Source organism: Mucilaginibacter sp. A5337 (assembly GCF_059690695.1).
Genome location: NZ_JCAWEC010000001.1, coordinates 957246 through 973482 on the forward strand (window position 1 = coordinate 957246; position 16237 = coordinate 973482).

Annotated in this window: 17 protein-coding genes; 11 read left to right on the forward strand and 6 right to left on the reverse strand. The window is 41.0% G+C overall.

What is annotated here, in order from left to right:
- Nucleotides 1–16 precede the first annotated feature (16 nt).
- Complete coding sequence (locus AC59JO_RS03950; RefSeq protein ID WP_497303547.1) at nt 17–1198, reverse strand: glycosyltransferase family 87 protein; 1182 nt, start codon at nt 1196–1198, stop codon at nt 17–19.
- Nucleotides 1199–1307: 109 nt separating this feature from the next.
- On the opposite strand from AC59JO_RS03950, the gene AC59JO_RS03955 reads away from it, so the two are divergent.
- Together AC59JO_RS03955 and AC59JO_RS03960 are read left to right on the forward strand one after the other, a co-directional pair.
- On the forward strand, nt 1308–2237 hold the full coding sequence (locus AC59JO_RS03955; RefSeq protein WP_497303549.1) for a Nif3-like dinuclear metal center hexameric protein: 930 nt from the start codon (nt 1308–1310) through the stop codon (nt 2235–2237).
- A gap of 329 nt (nt 2238–2566) precedes the next feature.
- Nucleotides 2567–3427 (forward strand): N-acetylglucosamine kinase, encoded by an 861-nt coding sequence (locus AC59JO_RS03960; protein ID WP_112567531.1) that lies wholly within the window; start codon nt 2567–2569, stop codon nt 3425–3427.
- A gap of 146 nt (nt 3428–3573) precedes the next feature.
- Here the strand turns inward: AC59JO_RS03960 and AC59JO_RS03965 are convergent, their stop codons facing one another.
- Complete coding sequence (locus tag AC59JO_RS03965) at nt 3574–4266, reverse strand: NUDIX hydrolase (RefSeq protein WP_371328320.1); 693 nt, start codon at nt 4264–4266, stop codon at nt 3574–3576.
- 129 nt (nt 4267–4395) lie between these two features.
- Between AC59JO_RS03965 and pfkA the strand changes: the two genes are divergently transcribed.
- The 3 genes from pfkA to gap are packed head-to-tail and all read left to right on the forward strand — an operon-like array spanning nt 4396 to nt 7240.
- Nucleotides 4396–5382: a 6-phosphofructokinase gene (gene pfkA / locus AC59JO_RS03970; RefSeq protein WP_413669299.1), complete on the forward strand. Its 987-nt coding sequence runs from the start codon at nt 4396–4398 to the stop codon at nt 5380–5382.
- Between the two features lie 7 nt (nt 5383–5389).
- On the forward strand, nt 5390–6238 hold the full coding sequence (locus AC59JO_RS03975) for a hypothetical protein (RefSeq protein WP_413669300.1): 849 nt from the start codon (nt 5390–5392) through the stop codon (nt 6236–6238).
- 6 nt (nt 6239–6244) lie between these two features.
- Nucleotides 6245–7240: a type I glyceraldehyde-3-phosphate dehydrogenase gene (gene gap / locus AC59JO_RS03980; RefSeq protein WP_413669301.1), complete on the forward strand. Its 996-nt coding sequence runs from the start codon at nt 6245–6247 to the stop codon at nt 7238–7240.
- A 364-nt stretch (nt 7241–7604) separates the two neighbouring features.
- Here the strand turns inward: gap and AC59JO_RS03985 are convergent, their stop codons facing one another.
- From AC59JO_RS03985 to tyrS, 3 genes are all read right to left on the reverse strand, one after another.
- Nucleotides 7605–8057 carry an RES family NAD+ phosphorylase gene (locus AC59JO_RS03985; protein ID WP_413669302.1) on the reverse strand — a complete coding sequence of 151 codons (453 nt, stop codon included), beginning with the start codon at nt 8055–8057 and terminating at the stop codon, nt 7605–7607.
- Nucleotides 8057–8551, reverse strand: coding sequence for an Xre family toxin-antitoxin system antitoxin (locus AC59JO_RS03990; protein WP_413669303.1), 495 nt, complete (start codon nt 8549–8551; stop codon nt 8057–8059). The genes AC59JO_RS03985 and AC59JO_RS03990 overlap by 1 nt, the downstream gene beginning before the upstream one ends.
- A gap of 164 nt (nt 8552–8715) precedes the next feature.
- Nucleotides 8716–9999: a tyrosine--tRNA ligase gene (gene tyrS, locus AC59JO_RS03995; RefSeq protein WP_413669304.1), complete on the reverse strand. Its 1284-nt coding sequence runs from the start codon at nt 9997–9999 to the stop codon at nt 8716–8718.
- 241 nt (nt 10000–10240) lie between these two features.
- Here tyrS and AC59JO_RS04000 point away from each other — a divergent pair, with 241 nt between their 5' ends.
- Nucleotides 10241–10906, forward strand: a complete 666-nt coding sequence (locus tag AC59JO_RS04000; protein ID WP_413669305.1) for a hypothetical protein — start codon at nt 10241–10243, stop codon at nt 10904–10906.
- Between the two features lie 135 nt (nt 10907–11041).
- Here AC59JO_RS04000 and AC59JO_RS04005 read toward each other — a convergent pair whose 3' ends face one another.
- Nucleotides 11042–11206, reverse strand: coding sequence for a hypothetical protein (locus tag AC59JO_RS04005; RefSeq protein ID WP_413669306.1), 165 nt, complete (start codon nt 11204–11206; stop codon nt 11042–11044).
- A gap of 228 nt (nt 11207–11434) precedes the next feature.
- Between AC59JO_RS04005 and rpsA the strand changes: the two genes are divergently transcribed.
- From rpsA to AC59JO_RS04030, 5 genes are all read left to right on the forward strand, one after another.
- On the forward strand, nt 11435–13402 hold the full coding sequence (rpsA, locus tag AC59JO_RS04010; RefSeq protein ID WP_413669307.1) for a 30S ribosomal protein S1: 1968 nt from the start codon (nt 11435–11437) through the stop codon (nt 13400–13402).
- A gap of 202 nt (nt 13403–13604) precedes the next feature.
- Nucleotides 13605–14000: an ACT domain-containing protein gene (locus tag AC59JO_RS04015; RefSeq protein WP_497303554.1), complete on the forward strand. Its 396-nt coding sequence runs from the start codon at nt 13605–13607 to the stop codon at nt 13998–14000.
- A 203-nt stretch (nt 14001–14203) separates the two neighbouring features.
- Nucleotides 14204–14743: a bifunctional pyr operon transcriptional regulator/uracil phosphoribosyltransferase PyrR gene (gene pyrR / locus AC59JO_RS04020; protein ID WP_497303556.1), complete on the forward strand. Its 540-nt coding sequence runs from the start codon at nt 14204–14206 to the stop codon at nt 14741–14743.
- 103 nt (nt 14744–14846) lie between these two features.
- The gene (locus AC59JO_RS04025) at nt 14847–15227 is read left to right on the forward strand and encodes a four helix bundle protein (protein ID WP_413669310.1); all 381 of its coding nucleotides are present in this window, start codon (nt 14847–14849) and stop codon (nt 15225–15227) included.
- Between the two features lie 71 nt (nt 15228–15298).
- The gene (locus AC59JO_RS04030) at nt 15299–16231 is read left to right on the forward strand and encodes an aspartate carbamoyltransferase catalytic subunit (protein ID WP_091163068.1); all 933 of its coding nucleotides are present in this window, start codon (nt 15299–15301) and stop codon (nt 16229–16231) included.
- The last annotated feature ends 6 nt before the right edge of the window (nt 16232–16237 follow it).

A 16237-nucleotide genomic window follows, 5' to 3' on the forward strand; every position in this document is an offset into this window, starting at 1 on the left:
GTATATCCTGATACTTTTAAACCCTCGCCGGGTTCAGTGCACTTTCTTCTTTTTTGGCAAAATCCCTGGTAAGTGTTTCGTAAATTATTTTAAGCCAGATCAAAAAGCAGGGTATCGATTTTAGTTTATAAGGGACGATATATTGAGTGCGGATAAAAGACGGAAACAGGTCTGAAGGAGAAAGACTGGTTACCAAAAGTGCCAAAACCAGCAGGAAAATCTCAAACCCGGTTACCGGACGGTTCAGATTCATAAACCAAACGGCTACCCCAACAAAAGCAATGATATAGGTTGATGATTCGGCCGAACTACTAAATATCACCGCAAAAATCAGCACCGACGAAAGGATGAGGCGCTGATATTCCAAAACCCTATAAGCGCCTATACGCAGGTATGAAAGGCCAAACAGCACCAATGCAGGCCCTATTACATACATATTTTTGAGGTCCTCATAGTGAGAAATTCTGCGGATAAAACCGGTAACACAAATCTCCTGCATTACCGAATGTTGATTACCCGAGTTTTTGATCACCAGATCGGTATACCAATCATGATAAGTTTGGATAATAAACGAAGGTGATGAAATAGCCATCGGCAAAACAAACAACACTACCGACCAAAATATAAAACTCAAAACAAATTTGGGTTTGTTGTTTGAAAAGAAAAAGAAAGCCAATCCAACAATACCATAAAGCTTGATAAATGCGCCGAGGGCTATCATCAATGCAGCCCAAAAATCCTGCTCCCGCTTTATAAAATTAAAACTTAAAATGATCAGCGCTGCGATCATGGGGTTACTTTGCACATTGGCCGATGCTGTCATTAGTTCATGCGCACACAGCAAAAGCACAATAACATACTGGTCTTTTTTTAACGGCAACAATTGAATAGCTTTAAACAGGATGAATGCATTAAACAGCACCCATAAAATAACCCCAATACTATCCGGTAATAAAGAAAAAGGCGCCATGATTATCGAAAATATGGGCCCGTAGTGGTTCAGGTCGTAATAATGCTCGGGCTGGTAAGCATACAGGTTATGCTGATGAACGGTATTTAAAAAGTTATATTTAAATATGGTGTAATTGTTAAAGCCCTGGTGGGCTAAAACGCCTTTAATTACCAAAAATAGACTTAGGCCAAACCATAAAGAATAAACAAAAGGTTTGTTGGTGATAAGCTTAGCAAGTTTTTGCACGGATTAGGGGTCTTTAAATTTTATGCGAAGATATAAATATGTCACACAATTATTACAAATCCGGAAATTAACTCGCCTGTACTATCTTTGACCAAACCCAATCATTACCATGAATTCAAACCCCTCTCCCATTAACCATAATCCCGACCGTCGTAAATTTATAGGCCAGTTAGGTGCTTTAGCGGGTACTGCAGCATTGCTGTCGGCCCCTTTTGCTGCGGATGCTATCACACTTGCCAAGCCTGCAGAGAACATAACTGTAGGGCAAATTATCGACCTGTTTATGAAACAGGTGCCCGGCGCTCCGTTTCCTAATACGGTAGATACCTTAAAATCGGGCAATCGTGATATTGTGGTTACCGGCATAGTTACTACCATGTTTGCCACCATTGGCGTTATTGAAAAGGCAATAAGCTTAGGGGCTAATTTTATAATAGCGCACGAGCCAACTTTTTATAACCATGCCGATGAAACCACCTGGTTAACTAACGATGATGTATATCAGTACAAAAAACAACTGCTGGATAAGCACAACATAGCCGTATGGCGCAACCACGATACCATACACAGTCTTAAACCCGATGGTGTAGGCATAGGCTTATTAAAGCAGCTTGATTGGGTAAGCTACTACAAACCGGAAACAGGTAACCTGTTAAGCATCCCTTCTACTTCGTTAAGCTCTTTGATCGAAACACTGAAAAAGAAACTAAAGATTGAAAAGGTACGCTACATTGGTAATCCAACCCAAAGCTGCCAGAAAGTGTTGTTGCTTCCGGGAGCGGCAGGTGGCAAAAGGCAGATCATCGAAATGAGCACCAAAAAACCTGATGTGCTGATTTGCGGCGAAATTTCGGAATGGGAAACTGCCGAATATGTACGGGATGCACAAGTCAAAGGCGATAAACTTTCATTGATTGTATTAGGTCATATTGCCAGCGAAGAGCCGGGCTCAGAATTTATGATTGGCTGGTTACATCAAAACGTACCGGGCATTAAAGCTACACACATCCACCCTTGCAATTCGCTGGCGTTTATGTAACACATTTGCAATACAAAATACACGTTTTAGCATTAATTAAAGCCAATATTTTGCTAAATATGGTAACATTACGTACAATTGTAAATTACTCTGTTTTTAAATGTAACGGGAAACTGCTTATCTGTAAACTTTACATTTAAAAAAAGGTATAGTTGACCTGATTAATTATTGATAACAATGGTATGAAAGTGCTATTTAAAGTTTAATTTATATTAAAAAGTAGCTATAATTTAAGTAAAAATCGCAATTTTCAATTTTTGAAATACAAAGTGTTTTTTTTACAATAAGTTAATCCTACTTTTATCCGATTTTTAAAAAAACAAAAATTTATGATCATAATTGCTGACGGTGGCTCAACCAAAACAAACTGGTGCCTGGTTACCGAAGAGGGAAAAAAAGTTTACTTCAATACCGAGGGTTACAACCCATACTTTTCAAGTACAGAGTATATTATACAGTCACTGAACGAGAGCCTGCCTACCGATCTTGAAAAAAATCAGATCACCGAGGTAAATTATTACGGTGCCGGTTGCTCAACCCCCGAAATGCGTAAGATTGTTGAGGAAGCTATGAAAGTGGTTTTCGTTGGCGCAAAGGTTAATATTGGTCATGACCTGCTTGCTGCTGCACGTGCCCTGCTTGGCAACACCGAAGGGTTTGCCGCTATATTAGGTACCGGAACCAATACCTGCATTTATGATGGTAAAGAAGTTGTACACAATATTGATTCGGGCGCTTACATTTTGGGGGATGAAGGCAGTGGTTGCTACATCGGCAAAAAGCTGCTAACTGATTACCTGCGCGGCTACATGCCGGAGCCTGTACGTGCCCTTTTCTGGGAAACTTACAAACTTACTCCTGATGATATTAACGAGCAGGTTTATACCCAGCCACGTGCAAACCGTTTTTGCGCAAGCTTCAGCAAATTTGTTTACGATAACAACGTACACATCGAATATTCACGCAACCTGGTACGTACCTCGTTCGAAGATTTCTTCCGTAACCTGGTAACCCACTACCCTGATTATCAAAAATATACCTTCAACTGCATTGGTTCGGTAGGCTATAACTTCCGCAACGTACTGGAAGAGGTAGTTACCGAAAACGGCATGGTTGTTGGCAACATCATCCGCTCGCCTATAGATAACCTGGTTAAATACCATTTGGAATTAGCACCTTCTTCTTTATAATAGAAGAGAGTCGCAAGTCCAAAGTCGGAAAATCCGAAAGATAGAATAAAAAAAGAGGTTGAAATTTCGACCTCTTTTTTTTATTCTATTGTAAACGTCCCGACTTATCTTCTGACTTTCAGACCTCCGACTTCCGGACTTAAGACTTACACCAAATTCATCTCTCCCTGAAAAATCTTGCCGTACTTACGTTTATCAAACTTATACAGCTTGGCAGCACGGTAGGATACACCTTTCTGTTTTTCATCCAGCTCTTTCAAAAAGCCGTAACTCAGCATTTTTTTGCGGAAGTTACGTTTATCCAGCTTTTTATCTAACACAGCCTCGTAAAGCGACTGTAGTTGTGTAAGGGTAAATTTCTCAGGTAATAATTCAAACGCTATTGGCTGGTAGTGCAAACGGCGTTTTATTTTATTAAAGCCAGTTTTGAAAATCTCGCTGTGGTCAAAAGCCAGTTTAGGCAGCTCGCTTACCGGGTGCCAGAACGCTTTTTTGGCATATTGCGTTACCGGGCGTAACTCTTTTTGGCCGTTTATACGGATCAGCGCATAATAGGCAACCGTAATTACACGGCCTTGCGGGTGACGATTTACCTCGCCAAAGGTGTGGAACTGTTGCATGTGCAAATCGCGCAAGCCTGTTAGTTCGTATAATATACGCTCGGCTGCATCATCAATGCTTTCGTCCTGCTCAACAATATAGCCGGGCAGCGCCAACCAATCCTTATACGGCTCCTCGTTCCTTTCTATAAGCAAAATTTTAAGCTCTCCGGCTTCAAAGCCGAATATCACGCAGTCAATCGAGAATACGGAATCAAACTTGGGTAACATTAGTTCCAAACTATTGGTGAGATTTAGTTAATAAGTTTAAATATATACCTTAATCTCTAATCCAAAAAAAAAATAAATAAAATTTAATGGTGTAATTTACACACAGTATCTTCGTACCGTAAACTTAAGGAGTGAAAGATGCGTAAAATATCAAAAATTGGGGTTTTAACTTCAGGTGGTGATGCCCCCGGAATGAACCCTTGTATACGTGCCGTAGTTAGAACTGCACTATATAACGGACTGGAAGTTGTAGGTATAAGGCAAGGTTATAAAGGCCTTATTGACAACGACATGTACGAGATGGACAGACGCTCGGTAAGTAATATCCTTAACCTTGGCGGCACCATTTTAAAAACCGCACGCTGCCTGCCTTTTAAAACCGACGAAGGCATGGAGCAGGCTTACCAACACGCTAAAGCCCGTGGCATTGATGCCCTTGTTGTTATTGGCGGCGACGGTACTTTTACCGGTGCCCTGCGCTTTTCGCGCAAATATCCCGACATTGCTGTGATGGGCGTTCCGGGTACTATTGATAATGACCTTTGCGGCTCAACCTATACCCTTGGTTTTGATACCGCTACCAATACCGTTATCCAGGCTATCGACAAAATCCGCGATACTGCCGATGCGCACGACCGCCTTTTCTTTATTGAGGTAATGGGCCGCGATTCGGGCGCTATCGCTTTACGTGCCGGCATTTCATGCGGTGCCGAGGCTATTTTATTGCCCGAGCGTGCTACTGCCATTGATGATTTGATTGCCAACCTTAAAGAAGGCCACATGAACAAGAAATCATCGAGCATTGTAATTGTTGCCGAAGGCGATAAAAACGGCGGTGTTTATGGCGTGGCAAAAGCTGTGCAACAAGAAGTTAAGAATTACGATATAAAAGTTACTATCTTAGGCCACTTGCAACGGGGCGGTGCACCATCAAGCTTTGACCGCATTTTGGGCAGCAGGCTTGGTTTTGCAGCAGTTAACGCTTTGATTGCCGGCGAATCACAAAAAATGGTAGGTTTGCAGGCAAATCATATCCTGATGACAGACCTTGAAGCAGCACTTAACCAGCATGAGTTTAAGCTTGAGGAAGATCTTTTACAAATGATGGATATATTATCGATATAGATTATTAATGATTGCAGTTGTTTATAGCGGATCGTACTTTGCACATTGGAGGCTCACTGATAAGGGAAGAACTGTTGCTTCCTTTAAAACCAATGGCATTAACCCCTATTTTAACGACGAGAAGCACATCCTTCAACTGCTCAATAAAAACATCAATCTCATACACCACGCCGAAGAAATAAAACGTATTTTCTTTTTCGGCGCGGGCGCATCGTCAGACGAACGGAAGAAGATAGTACACAACGCTTTTTCAACATTTTTCAAATTCGGCAAAATATCCATTGAACATGATATTGCCGGGGCTGCCATTGCCTGTTGTAAAAACGAGCCGGGCATTATAAGCATTTGCGGCAGCGGCAGCAACGCCGCCTGGTATGATGGTAAACGCGTTTGGCCCAATAACTACGGCTTAGGTTATATCCTTGCCGATGAAGGATCGGGCAACTGGCTGGGCAGGCAGCTCATCAAGGAGTTCATGAACGATACCCTGCCCCCATCCATCCGCAAAAAGTTTATTCACAAGTATGATGCCGACCGTAAAAACCTGCTCGAAAAGGTTTATCGCCAAAAGCAACCTGCTTTATTTTTAAGCTCTTTTACCGATTTTTACCTCGATAACAAGAACGATCATCATCTGCAAAACGTCATAAAAAAAGGATTTAGCAAGCTAATTTCTACATATTTGTTACCTTTATATCAGCAACACCCGGGTACGTCTGTTCACTTTGCAGGCTCCGTTGCTTTTAATTTTCAGGAACACTTGTATGAAGCTGCCGCCGAAGCTGATCTGCAAATCACTAACATAATTAAAGAACCCATAAATAATTTATTAACCTACTATTCAAGTAAAAATTAAAAAATCATGAAAATAGGAATTAACGGTTTCGGCCGTATTGGCCGCCTGGCATTCAGGGCTGCAATTGAAAGACCAGACATTGAAGTTGTTGGTATTAATGACCTTGTTGAGCCAGATTACATGGCTTACATGTTAAAATACGATTCAACCCATGGTCAGTTCAAAGGTACCATTGCTGTTGAAGGCGGTCATTTGGTTGTTAACGGTAAAACCATCCGCGTTACTGCCGAAAAAGACCCTGCTAACCTTAAATGGAATGAAGTAGGTGCTGAGGTTGTAATTGAATCAACCGGTTTGTTCTTAACTCAGGAAACTGCTCAAAAACACATCGACGCCGGTGCTAAAAAAGTAGTAATGAGCGCCCCTGCAAAAGATGATACCCCTACATTTGTAATGGGTGTTAACCACAAAGCATTAAAAGCCGATCAAAACATCGTTTCAAACGCTTCATGTACTACCAACTGTTTAGCTCCTATCGCTAAAGTATTGGACGATAGCTTCGGTATCGAAGAAGGTTTGATGACTACTGTACACGCTGTTACTGCAACTCAAAAAACAGTTGACGGCCCATCTGCAAAAGATTGGAGAGGTGGTCGTGGTGCTTACCAAAACATCATTCCTTCATCAACAGGTGCTGCTAAAGCGGTTGGTTTAGTTTTACCTCAGTTAAAAGGTAAATTAACAGGCATGAGCTTCCGCGTACCGGTTGCCGACGTATCTGTAGTTGACTTAACTGTACGTTTGAAAAAAGGTGCATCTTACGAAGCCATCAAAGCAGCTATGAAAGCAGCTTCTGAAGGCGAATTAAAAGGCATCCTTGGTTACACTGAAGACGAAGTTGTATCTGAAGACTTTAAAGGTGACGCACGCACTTCAATTTTTGACGCTAAAGCCGGTATCGGTCTGAATGATAACTTTGTTAAGGTTGTATCTTGGTACGATAACGAGTGGGGTTACTCAAACAAACTGATCGACCTTGTTCAGGAAATTGGCAAATTATAATTGCTGATTTTAGATATAAAAACGCCCTTCGGATAACCGGAGGGCGTTTTTTTGTTTTTAACCTGATTTGGGGTAATTTTTCGGATAGACAGCTTTTTTATACCTGGGTTTTCTTGTCTTGTTTGTTAAAATCCGATAATCCTATGAATCGAATAAATCCAGGTTCAGACATTTTTTTATTACCGCCTAGCTTATATCTTGATTAAAAGTCACGAGTACGCCACGCTTTTCCCAACATTGTATACTCGCGCCAGTTGGGTTGGGAACGGATCAACATCCATAGCTTTTTTGTCATTAAATCAACGGTCAAAAGCTTCGCAAAAAATGACCTAATGACGATTTATCAAATGCCCTAATGACTAACTTAAAGAAGTCGCCTGTCAAAACTAAAAGGCTCTCTTTTTAAAAGTTTCACATCAAAGGCATCAGGATGTAAAGGATTAAGCAGATAATTAAATTCGGACGGAACAATTGACGACGGAACTTTCATCAATAAATGCTCCTGTTTCTTCAAAAAAACATCGCCAAGCTGACGCAAAACTACAGAACCGGATATATCCCGCCAATCGTTAGGTAAATGTTCAATATTTACTGTGGTTATTTTATCATCCGGTACCTCAACCTCCGCGAGACAATAATTACCCGGAATTATTAGCGGATCTAAGTGAACCAGCACCTCAAGCACAGCTAAGGAGCGTGATGAAGCAAGGTATAACATGGGTTTGCCTTCGCTGTTCCAGCGGCCGCCATACAAACGTGCGCCGGTGCCGCTCAGGTCGGCAGCATAATTACATTTGGTAATACGGTAAAGCACCATCAGGCAAAAATGCCATGCTCTATACGGCCAAGCTCTTTGAAAACCATATCAAAGCCTGCCGAAGTATCCAGAATGGTTACAGGGGCCTCTCCCCTGAAAACTACAGAGGGAGTTTTCACCCAGATCTTGAATTTTTCCATCGATTCAAAAACCTCTTCGCCACGGGTATAAAGCCGCGCAAGCTCAATAGCCTTTTCAGCGTATTCGGTTTTGATGATGGCGTCATCCTCGTAGCGTTGTAAAGTGCGCTCAGAGATATGTAATATATTGGCAAGCTCCTGGATATTTAATGAGATCTTTTTAGCGAAGGAAAGCAAGGCACTTTTAGCAAATCCTTTACGCGCCAAACCAATGATATCAAAATCAGAAGACGCTTTTGCTGATTTTGAACCATTTAATAAACTATAAAACGAAGGTATCGCGTCCTGAACAACATAAGCTGCCATTGGTTCATTAACCTCATTTTTAGTATCCGGTTTTGATTTATGCGACATATATACAAATATAATTACCATTTGTCGCATTTCAAATATAACCCAACAAAAAAGCGATAGGTTTTAGCCTATCGCTTTTTATCATTGGGTCATTGTTCATTAAGTCATTGACCTGTGATTTTAAGACTTACGAAGTTTTGGAAACTTCGTAAGTCTGGTAAGAGTTATTCTGCAATTATTAGAAAATAATTCTTTTTACCCTTTTGAGCTACGATGAATTTACCACCGATCAACGCATCAGCATTATAAATATCATCAGCAGTACCTATCTTAACTTTATTAATAGCAACACCACCGCCTTGTATCATCTTTTTAGCTTCACCTTTTGATGCGAAAACCGCTGTTTTTGCAGCTAACAAATCGGCAGCGTTAATGCCTTGTTGCAATTCGCTTAACGCTATTGTATAATTAGGTACGCCGGCAAACAAACCCAAAACCTCAATTTCATTCAGCTCGCTTAAAAATTCGATACCTATATTACCAAATAAAAACTCCGAAGATTTTATTGCCTTTTCGTATTCAGCTTCGCCATGCACACGAATAGTGATATCCTTAGCCAATGCTTTTTGCAATACACGTGTGTGTGGTGCGGCATCATGCTCAACCTCCATTGCTTCAATAACCTCACGATCAAGCAAAGTAAAAATACGGATGTATGATTTGGCGTCAACATCGGTAGTATTTAACCAAAACTGGTAAAACTGATATGGCGAAGTACGCTCAGCATCAAGCCAAACAGCTCCGCTTTCGGTTTTACCAAACTTGGTGCCATCGGCTTTTTTGATCAGATTAGTGGTTAGGGCAAAAGCCTCACCGCTGTCTTTCCTGCGAATAAGTTCAGTACCTGTAACAATGTTACCCCATTGATCGCTACCGCCCATTTGTAACGAACAGTTATGGTGTTTCCACAGGTAGTAAAAATCGTAACCTTGTACTAACTGGTAAGTAAACTCGGTGAATGACATACCGGTGTCGCCCTCCAAGCGTTTCTTTACCGAATCTTTGGCCATCATATAGTTAACCGTAATGTGTTTGCCCACATCGCGGATAAAATCAAGAAAAGTAAAGTTTTTGAACCAATCATAATTGTTCACCATTTCGGCACTGTTGGCGCCGGTATTAAAATCGAGGAAACGGGTAAGCTGTTTTTTTACTGCCTCCAGGTTATGCTGAAGCACATCCTCTGATAATAAATTACGCTCGGCCGATTTACCTGAAGGATCTCCCACCATGCCGGTAGCACCGCCAACCAAGGCATAAGGTTTATGACCTGCACGCTGAAAGTGGATCAGGGTCATGATCTGGGTAAGGTGACCAACGTGCAATGAATCGGCAGTTGGATCAAACCCGATATATCCCGAAGCCATACCTTTATTTAACATATCCTCGGTTCCGGGCATTTCGGTATGCAGCATGCCGCGCCAGCGTAATTCTTCAACAAAGTTCATATCAAGTTCTGTTTCAAAAAGGTGCAAATATAAATGAAATTGACACACTAATTTTCATTAATTAAATCGAATTACACGAACTACAAAGACATCCATTTCAAATTCGTGCAATTCGATTTAATTAATGTCAACTTGAAGAGTATTCGTGTTTATACAGGTTAACTACAGGTAAAATCTGTTTCAAATAATTACTTATATTTTGTATCTTGAGCAAAACCGGGTATTTTGCAAGGCAAGGCTTATGAATTTTTTATCGCATTTTTATTTCGACAGGGATACTACCAACTGCTACCACGTGCTGGGAACAGTACTGCCCGACCTGTTGAAAAATGCCGATAAAAACATCATCCTTCATCCCGAAAAATTGCACCACACTGATAACGAGGTTAATTCAATCATAGCCGGATGGAACAAACACCTTGATGTAGACCGGTATTTTCACTCATCCGTCTTTTTCACCACCCGTTCGCATGAGCTAAAAAAGTTATTGGCGCCAGCCTTGCATGGCTCGCCCGTAAAACCATTTTTTTTAGGGCATATTGCACTTGAACTAATTATTGACAACCTGCTGTTAACCACAGGTAAAATAAGCGTTACTGAATTTTACGATCATTTAGATGGCTGCAAGGACGATAAAATAAGAAGCTTTTTAACTTTTGCCGGGCTTGAGGATACTGCCGTTTTCTTTAAATTTTACGAAGGGTTTAAAAAAAGCCAGTACCTGCATACCTATGCCGAAACCCATCAGATTGCCTATGCGCTAAAACGAATCTGCATGCGAGTTTGGAAAAATCCATTCACACCTGAGCAAGAGGTAATCATGGATGAGATCTTAAGCAGCTACCGCGAAGAAATACTGAATAATTTTATGCAGATTTTTGAAGAGATAGATGGCAAGCTCGGGTAAAAATGAGCACTCAACTAATAGCTTTAATGAGACCATCAAAGTCTTCTATTAAAAGCAATTCGTAAATAGCCTCAACTTCATTCCAGCTTTTAGCCTGATATCTTATTTCCTGATTATCTGCTACACATATCATATTTAGTGATTTATCTGTCTCCAAAATATATTCTTCTCTTCTGTTCCAACCCAAAAAGCGCCATGTTCGTCGTCCATCGCTTGTGTCTCAGCAATGGCTTTTCGTACATTTTCCATGTCTATATCATCTTCATGATCAGACCATGATCTTTGCAAATATTTAGTCATAACTCATTAATTTATAGCACAGATAACAAGATAAAGCATGTTATCAAATGGTTTATTCAGCGTAAAATCCCCCTCAACTTTAACTCCTACCCGCTTAATCTGCCAAAAAACTCATAAAAACACCTAAAATATAAGCAATTAACATTAAAAAATTTCTTTTTTCAATAAAATATATCCGTACCTTTGCAGTCCCAATTAACAAATTGGGAAAAGGAGAAAAATTATTTAATGGCAAAAAAACAAGAAGCAGAAAAAGAATTAAAAGCGAAAGAAGCTGAACTGGGTACAGTTAAAGCGTCTGGCGAAAAAGAAACAATTGAATCAGAAGCTGATTCAATATCTATTGAAGAGATCAAATCAAAGATCGCCGCTACACCAGCCGAAGATTTTGACTGGGATGCTGACGACAAAAAATTTGGTAACTACAGCGATGACGACCGTGAGAAATTTGAGAAATTGTATGATGGAACTTTCAGCTCTATCACCAAAGGCGAAATCATCACCGGTACTGTTGTTAACGTTAACAACAAAGATGTTGTACTTAACGTAGGTTTCAAATCAGACGGTTTAGTATCAGTATCAGAATTCCGTGACACACCAGATCTGAAGATCGGTGACAAAGTTGACGTTTTTGTTGAGTCGCAGGAAGATGCTAACGGTCAGTTAGTGCTTTCACGCAAACGTGCAAAAACTCAAAAATCATGGGAGCGCATTAATTCAGCCCTTGATAACGATGAAATCATCACCGGTTTTGTGAAAAGCCGTACTAAAGGTGGTTTAATTGTTGACATTATGGGCGTTGAAGCCTTCTTACCTGGCTCACAGATCGATATCAAACCTATCAGGGATTACGATGTGTATGTAGGTAAAACTATGGAATTCAAAGTTGTTAAAATCAACCACGAATTCAAGAACGTTGTGGTATCGCACAAAGTGCTTATCGAAGACGATCTGGAAAACCAAAAAACTGAAATTGTTGCCCGCCTTGAAAAAGGTCAGGTATTGGAAGGTACCGTTAAAAACATTACCGACTTTGGTGTATTCATTGACCTTGGTGGTGTTGACGGCTTACTGCACATTACAGATATTTCATGGGGCCGTATTGAGCACCCACGCGAAATTTTATCATTGGATCAAAAAATCAACGTTGTTGTGCTTGACTTTGATGACGAGAAAAAACGTATCGCTCTTGGCTTGAAACAATTAACCCCTCACCCTTGGCAAAGCCTTTCTGAAGACATTCAGGTTGGTTCAAAAGTTAAAGGTAAAATCGTTACCGTTGCTGATTACGGCGCATTCCTTGAAATCATCCCTGGTGTTGAAGGTTTGATCCACGTATCAGAAATGTCATGGTCACAAAACCTGCGCAACCCTCAGGAATTCCTGAAAGTTGGCGACGAGATCGAAGCTCAAGTATTGACTTTAGACCGCGAAGAGCGCAAAATGTCATTAGGTGTTAAACAATTAACTCCTGATCCATGGCAAAACGCTGCTGAAAGGTACGCAGTTGGTACTCAGCACGTAGCTACAGTTAAAAACATGACCAACTTTGGTGTGTTTGTTGAACTGGAAGACGGCATCGACGGCTTAATCCACATCTCTGACCTTTCTTGGTCTAAAAAAGTTAACCATCCTAACGAATTCACTAAAGTTGGTGAAAAATTAAACGTGGTTGTACTTGAACTTGATGTTGAAAACCGCAAACTGAGCTTAGGCCATAAACAGCTTGAAGAAAACCCTTGGGATACTTTTGAAACTATCTTCACTATCGACTCGATCCACGAAGGTACTGTTATCAAAGTAACTGACAAAGGTGCTATCGTTGCTTTACCTTACGGTGTTGAAGGCTTTGCGCCAACCAAACACCTGGTTAAAGAAGACGGTAAGAGCTTAAAAGCTGAAGAAGCTGCTGAATTCAAAATCATTGAATTTAACAAAGAAAACAAACGTATCGTTATTTCACACTCACGTATCTGGGAAGAAGCCCGCGCTGATGCCCGCGTACAGGAATTTGAAAACCGCAAAAAAGAAGCAAAAGCTGCTACTAACGCGGTGAAAAAAGTGAAAGATTCTGTTGAAAAATCAACTTTAGGCGATCTTAGCGTATTAGCTCAATTAAAAGAGCAAATGGAAGGTGCTGAAAACAAAGCCCGCAAGGCTGCACCTGCTGCTAACAGCTCTGAAGAAGAAGCATAATTTTAGCTTAACACTTTATACAAGCCTCCCGATAAATCGGGAGGCTTTTTTGTTGGGGCATTTTTTAGAAATTTTCACTTGCGCTCGTTTGTAACGAGCGCTTAATATGGCTTGGCGATTGCATCGCCTTTACGTTACAAACGCAAACCCAGGTTACGCACTCGTTTTAAACAAGCGCGATTTTGTTTTTATATATTTGAATATGCCCACCGGAGAAACCAACCTCAATACCCTGCTCAAAAACATGACACCCATGCTCAATGAAGATGATTATGTTTATTGCACAACAACATCTTTGAATAGCATCAATACCGATGACATCATTGCCTTTGTCAAAGAACAGGAAGCCATAACCCTCATCCTCAAAAAAGAAACCGCAGATAAGCTAAATCTCGCATACAGCTATGTTGCCGCCTGGATCACTTTAACCATCCATTCATCACTGGAAGCAACCGGGCTTACCGCAGCATTTGCAACCGCATTGGCTAAAGAAAACATCAGCTGTAATGTGGTGGCAGCCTACTATCATGACCACATTTTTGTAGCTAAAAAAGATGCGGAAAAGGCGATGGCGGCTTTGAAGAAGCTATCTGAATAATCCTCATTCCCGACTCCCACCTGTCACGCAAACTTTACAGGGCCGCCATAAAAACGACTCTGTAAGTAGGGGATTGCTTCGTTCCTCGCAATGACGCCGTGAAGAGCGCCTGTTAAAAAAGAGTTGCGACTAAACTCCACTTTCAAAACTCATCCTCCAAAACTCAAAACAAATTATTACTTTTGCCCAAATCCACCCATACGATGCAAAATCTAACACTGCTCGACGGACAAAAGTTTCAAATCACCATACAACGTTTATGTCGCCAGTTAATTGAAAATCATAACGACTTTTCAAATACGGTATTAATTGGTATTCAGCCACGCGGCATTTATTTAGCCAAACGCGTAGCCGAAGAATTAAGAAAAATCCTTCCGGGTAAAACCATACTACAGGGCGACCTCGATATTACCTTTTACCGCGACGATTTTCGTCGCCGCGAATCACAACTGGTACCTAATCAAACCAAAATAGATTTTATTATCGAAGGTAAAAAAGTGATCATGATGGATGACGTGCTGTGGACAGGACGTACCATCCGTGCTGCCATGGATGCCATGCAGGCATTCGGCAGGCCCGAAAAGATAGAGCTGCTGGCTTTGGTTGACCGTCGATACTCACGCCATATCCCGGTATCTGCCGATTATGTGGGCATCGAAGTTGATTCTATCGCATCACAAAAAGTAGTAGTGAGTTGGGAAGATACGGATGGAGAGGATAAGATAGTGCTGGTTTCAGAATGATTTCGGAATTTGGATGTTCGATTTCGGATTTATTTTAATGTCGGAATTCGGATGTTCGATTTCGGATTTACTTAATTAAGAATGTTTGATTTGATAATTTATAATGGATAAGAACGAGCTAAAGCAAAGAACAAAAAAATTTTCAATAGACGTTATTAAGTTTGTTGAAACAGCGCCTCGTTTGCGTTCACTTGATATTTTAACACATCAGTTATTACGAAGTTCGACATCCGTTGGAGCAAATTACAGATCAGCATGCCGTGGAAAATCGACGGCTGACTTTATAAATAAGATTGTGATTGTTGAAGAAGAAGCCGATGAATCAGTTTACTGGTTAGAATTAATGGAAGAATCTGGACTGATAAGCTCAATAACCTTACCTCTGCTTAAAAAAGAAGCGAATGAACTTACTGCTATATTCACAGCAATAGGCAAAACAGCAAAAGAAAAACAACGATTAAGCAAATCAGAAATAAAAAAATAAAAATTCGGCATTCGAAAATCAAAAAATAAAAAATCCGAAATCGAAAATCCGAATTCCGAAATCAAAATAACATGGCAGGACTGAGCACACGACACTTATTGGGTATAAAAGATTTGAACCGGGCAGATATTGAGCTGATATTTGAAACTGCCGACACTTTTAAATCTGTTTTAAACCGACCGATCAAGAAAGTGCCATCGCTGAGGGATGTTACCATTGCCAATATTTTCTTTGAAAATTCAACCCGTACCCGTTTATCATTTGAGCTGGCCGAAAAAAGACTTTCGGCCGATGTGATCAACTTTGCGGCATCATCATCATCGGTAAGCAAGGGCGAAACGCTGATTGATACGGTAAACAACATCCTGGCTATGAAGGTTGATATGGTGGTAATGCGACACCCCTATGCCGGCGCGGGCATCTTCCTGTCGAAACACGTAAAGGCACAGATCGTGAACGCGGGTGACGGCGCGCATGAACACCCTACCCAGGCTTTGCTTGACGCCTTTTCTATCCGCGAAAAATATGGTGACGTGGCAGGCAAAAAAGTGGTGATTGTGGGCGATATCCTGCACTCGCGCGTGGCGCTTTCCAATATCCTTTGTCTTAAACAATTGGGTGCCGAAGTAATGGTTTGCGGACCAACTACGTTGATCCCTAAATATATCGGTTCATTGGGTGTAAAGGTTGAACATAACCTTATTAAAGCACTTAATTGGTGCGATGTAGCCAATATGCTCCGCATTCAGCTGGAACGTCAGGACATCAAGTATTTCCCTTCACTTAGGGAATACACTATGCTTTTCGGTCTTAACAAAACCATTCTCGATTCATTAGATAAAGAAATCACCGTTATGCACCCCGGCCCTATCAACCGCGGCGTGGAAATCACCAGCGATGTGGCCGACAGCAAGCAATCTATCATTCTCGACCAGGTAGAAAACGGTGTAGCCGTACGTATGGCAGTGCTTTACCTGCTGGCCGGTCAAACACCAACCATATAACAGCAT